This window comes from Arthrobacter sp. 05L428, assembly GCF_056397665.1.
The window spans coordinates 1-4,875 of the sequence record NZ_JBFTNW010000017.1; the positions used below are offsets into that span (position 1 = coordinate 1).

The window sequence follows — 4,875 nt, forward strand, 5'->3', positions numbered from 1 at the left end:
CCGGACCAGGACCTCATCACCCCGTTGACGGCGCAAGTGGAGTCGTTGGGGGAGGCGGAGACGCTGTTCGGCGGGGATGTTCTGGACCGGGCCCGGACCGTGCTGGAGCAGTCGGTGTATCTCTCGACCCGGTATCACGTGGTCGTCGCCAACCCGCCCTACATGGGCGGCCGTAACATGGATGCCCTGACGGCATCGTTTGCCAAGATCAATTATCCCGATGGCAAGACTGACATGTACGCAATGTTCGTACGAAGAGGCATCGAACTCGTTGTGACCGATGGGCACCTCGGTTTCATGACACCTTACACTTGGATGTTTATATCGACATTTGAAAAATTCCGGAGACGGGTTCTCGAAGAAACTCCATTGACGTCGCTGGTTCAGCTGGAGTACTCGGGCTTCGAAGGTGCAACTGTCCCAGTGTGCGCATTCACGATTCGGAAGAAGCCATCGTTGGGTCATCGAGGGGGATTTATTCAGTTATCCGCGTTTAGGGGGGCGCAAAATCAAGGGCCGCGTACACTGCAGGCCATAGCTGACGAGGATTGCGGATGGTTCTATCGGGCGTCTTCTGAAGATTTCTTCAAAGTCCCTGGAGCGCCAATTGCTTTTTGGTTGTCCGAGGCGATGAAACGAGTTTTTAGCGAAGGCAAGCCGCTAGAGGACTATGCGACTGTGAAGCATGGGCTGTCAACTGGCAAAAACTCTGAAGTTGTTCGTTTCTGGGCTGAAGTCAGTGGCAGCGATCTCGGATTGGGGATCCCGTCCCGCCCGGAGGCTCTATCGAGCGGCAAGAAATGGTTTCCCTATAACAAGGGCGGCGACTACCGCAAATGGTACGGGAATGCTGAATTCGTCCTGCGCTATGATGAGTATGGTAATAAGCTAATGTCCACATTCCCTGGGCACCGTCATGATGGAAAGAGTCACTATTTTGTCCCCGGAATTACGTGGACATTCATATCAAGTTCGTACTTCGCGGCCAGGTATTCCCCAGCTGGCTTTGTCTTCGACGTTGCTGGTTCATCCTTGTTCGTGGTGCGTCCGCTGCAGATTTTGGCTTTCATGTGTTCTCGGCTATGTTTCCAACTTCTTAGAGCCATGAACCCGACGCTCAACTTTCAAGTTGGAAACATAAAATCGCTTCCGATTCACAAAGATGCGCTGGATAACATTGGCGACGAACTTGAATCGATCGCCACTGAGCTCGTTTCCATGCACGCTCATGACTGGAATTCATATGAGACGTCTTGGGAATTTCAACAAAACGTGCTGATCGGAGATTCGCAACACAAGGAGTTGGGCAGGGCTTGCGTTGAACATATGGACAAGTCCCTGGCATCGACGTCGCGAGCTGCCCACCTAGAGGAGAAGATCAATCGGCTTGTAGACCGAGCCTATGGTGTGGAAGATGGGGCGGATTCAGCGGTAAGCCGTGAGATGGTCACGTTGAAGCGCGGCGACTTCGGTGATGGTCTGTCCGCGGTTGGGAAGGCTTCCGAGACTTCAGGTCTTGTAACCGAGCTTGTCTCGTTTGCTGTTGGCTGCATGTTTGGCCGTTACAGCCTGGACGTGCCCGGCCTCGTGTTGGCTGACCAGGGCGATTCGTTGGCGGAGTATTTGGCGAAGGTGCCGTCGCCGTCGTTCATGCCGGATGAGGACAACGTATTGCCGGTTCTGTCGGATTCGTGGTTTGAGGATGACATCGTGGAGCGGTTCCGGGAGTTCTTGAAGGTTTCCTTCGGGGAAGAGCATTTTGAGAAGAACCTGCAGTTCGTCGAGGATGCTTTGGGTAAGGACGTTCGGAAGTACTTTGTGCAGGACTTCTTCAAGGACCACGTTCAGCGGTATAAGAAGCGGCCGATCTACTGGATGTTCTCCTCGCCGAGGGGCTCGTTCAACGCGCTGATCTACATGCACCGGTACCGTCCGGACACGGTGAGCGTGGTACTGAACGATTACCTGCATGAGTTCCAAGCGAAGCTACGCGGCCGCCGGGCGAACCTGGACCAAACCGCTGTGTCGACGTTGTCGACGGCTAAGGAACAGACGGCCGCCCGGAAGGAATCAGAACAGATCGGGAAGATGCTGCTGGAGCTGGAGGAATGGGAGCAGAGCGTGCTGTATCCGCTGGCGACGGAGCAGGTCGCAATCGACCTGGACGACGGGGTCAAAGCCAACTACCCCAAATTCGGAGCCGCGCTGAAGAAGATTGTGGGGTTAGAAGCCAATGAGTGAGATTCATCAGCACCTCAACGAGGCGTTGAAGAAGTCGCGCATTGTCGTGTGGAACGACCCGTCTGGAGAGTTCCAGGCGGACTTCGACACGTTTCAAGCGCACGGCGTTGAGAAACGCAAGATCAAGAACGACGAGTTCGCGCGGAAGTTTGAAGCCCTCCGTAGCAATCCCGTGCCGCGCTACGTTCTCTACCGGACAGGACCAGTCAAGGAAGGGATCGACAACTGGCTCTACGACGTCGAACTCTTCTACGCAAAGTTCAGCGCCAACAAAGTTGACCTTGCCGCCGACGTCAGCGGCCTGCCGCAGGACCTCAAGTACTTGGTGCCACAGCATCCAGGTTTCTTTGGCGACGACAAGAACCGGCAAGCCTTGAAAGCGATGCTCGTAGATTCGGACTCCGCGGTGGACGTCAAAGCGAAGATGCTGGCAGTCAGTTGCGATGCTTCGGACCACCGGCTGGACGAGATCGTAGGGATTCTGCTGGATGACTCGGCAAAGAACAAGACCGCTCGGATGAAGAAAATCGCGGACTCCGAGTTGACTGGCTTCCTATTCCAGGGGCTGCAGTCGATCTACGGTTACGACTCGGTCGAACCCAGCATTGAGGATTTCGCGCTCTGGCTCTTCAAATCCACCTTGCCGGGACATGAGCCGAAGGCGGGCCATCATGCCCGCAACGCGCGGCTGTTCTTCGGCTCCTGGAGCCACGACATAAGGCATTCCCAAGCCTTCACCACGCTTTCGGGCGAGGCCTCCAAGGTTCTCCAAATCGACAAGGCCATAGAGGGCACTCCCTACACTGAATTGCTCGAAAACCTGGCCTTCGAAGTCGTGGACCAGAAGATCCTCTCAGAGACGGCCCGTCTGGCGGCGCAGAAGAATCTGGCCAGCAAGGACGCCGGTAACGTTTTGCGGCACCGGCGCCGTTCGCTGTGGTGGCCCGACTACCAGGACCTCTATCTCGCTATCGAGGCTGGCGTCGCCCTTCTTGAGGAAGTCAATGCCTTCCAGCTGCAAATCAACTCCTTCGACGACGGGCTGACAAAGTACTCGCAGACATGGTGGCGGATCGACAGCCTGTACAGACGGTTTATCTACCGGGTGCGAAGGACCGAATTCGGCCAGCCGCTTGAGCAGCTCCGCGACGTCGTCGAGAGCCACTACTCCAACAAGTTCCTGATTCCGCTGAACGACGCGTGGCAGGTGCGAGTGGACGCTCTGGAGGAGTGGAAATCCGCTGTCGTCCCATCACAACGCGACTTCTTCGCCAAGTATGTCCAACCGCAGCTGGCCAAGAAGAACAAGGTCTGCGTCATCATTTCCGACGCCATGCGCTATGAGATCGCCGAGGAGCTCGGCTCCCGCGTGCGCCAGGAAAGCGGTTATGAGGCTGCTCTTGACGCGCAGCTGGGCGTCCTCCCGAGCTACACCCAGCTGGGCATGGCTTCGCTGCTGCCGCATTCAAAGCTGGAGCAGCAGGCCGGAAAGAATGCTTTGGTCCTGCTGGACGGGGCGCCGTCCGGGGGCACCGAAAATCGGTCCAAAATCCTGCTGTCCGTCGGCGGCACAGCCATCAAGGCGACCTCCTTTCGCGATCTGACTCGTGACGAGCAGAGGGCCCTTTTCAAGGACAACCAGGTCGTCTACATCTACCACGACACCATCGACCACACCGGCGACAAGCTCGCTACAGAGACGTCCGCATTCCATGCAGCCGAGCAAGCATTGGTTGATCTGGTTTCGCTGGTCAAAAAGACAGCGGGCGCCAACGTCAGTAATATGCTCATCACGGCGGATCACGGGTTCATTTACCAGGACAAGCCCATCGACGCCAGTGATTTTCTGTCTGAGACCCCGCAGGGCGACGAGTTCTTCTTCGAGAACCGACGCTTCGTGCTCGGACGCAATCTAAAGCCCTTGCACGGGCTCCGTACGTTTACTTCGGCCCAGCTGGGTCTCGAGGGTGATATTGAAATTCAGATCCCGAAATCCATCAAGAGGCTGAAGCGTCAAGGAGCAGGTGCCCGCTTTGTGCACGGCGGCGCCTCGCTGCAGGAGATAGTAGTGCCTGTACTGAGGGTGAACAAGAAAAAGGCGGGGGACGTCTCGCTCGTCGACGTCGAAATCATGCAGGAGAAGGATTCGATTACAACCAATCAGGTTGTCGTCGGTCTGTTCCAGAAGGAGCCCGTCAGCGACAAAGTCCAAGCGCGGCAACTGAAGGTTGGTCTCTATTTCGGTGACCGGCTCATCTCAAATGAAGTGATCCACGACTTTGATCTGGCTGGCCTCGACAAGCGCGAGCGGATGGTGTCACTGCAGCTACTTCTGAGCAAAGACGCCGATGACCTCATGAAGGAGACTGTCGAGCTCCGCCTCATGGCAAAGGCCTTCAAGACCACACACTGGGGCGTCTATGCATCGAAAACACTCAAGCTCAGCCGCTCCTTCACCAGCGATTTTGATTAATAGGGGATAGATATGGATTTGTCGTTGTTGCGTGGGTTTGCTGCGGGTGTTCGGGTTGAGTTGGTGGGTGTGGTTGGTGCTCGGTTGGCTGGGGTGTTGTTGCCTGGGTCGGTGGAGCGGGTGGAGTTTCCTGAGGCGGTGCGGCGTCTTGAGAGTGTGGT

At 56.3% G+C, this 4,875-nt stretch carries 2 protein-coding genes; both read left to right on the plus strand.

What is annotated here, in order from left to right; translation table 11 throughout:
• A partial coding sequence (gene pglX / locus AC1DH3_RS16645) for a BREX-1 system adenine-specific DNA-methyltransferase PglX (RefSeq protein WP_476909815.1) occupies window positions 1–2,241 on the plus strand: 2,241 nt, incomplete at its 5' end.
• Window positions 2,234–4,714 (plus strand): BREX-1 system phosphatase PglZ type A, encoded by a 2,481-nt coding sequence (pglZ, locus tag AC1DH3_RS16650; RefSeq protein ID WP_476909816.1) that lies wholly within the window; start codon window positions 2,234–2,236, stop codon window positions 4,712–4,714. The genes pglX and pglZ, both read left to right, overlap by 8 nt.
• Window positions 4,715–4,875: the final 161 nt, after the last annotated feature.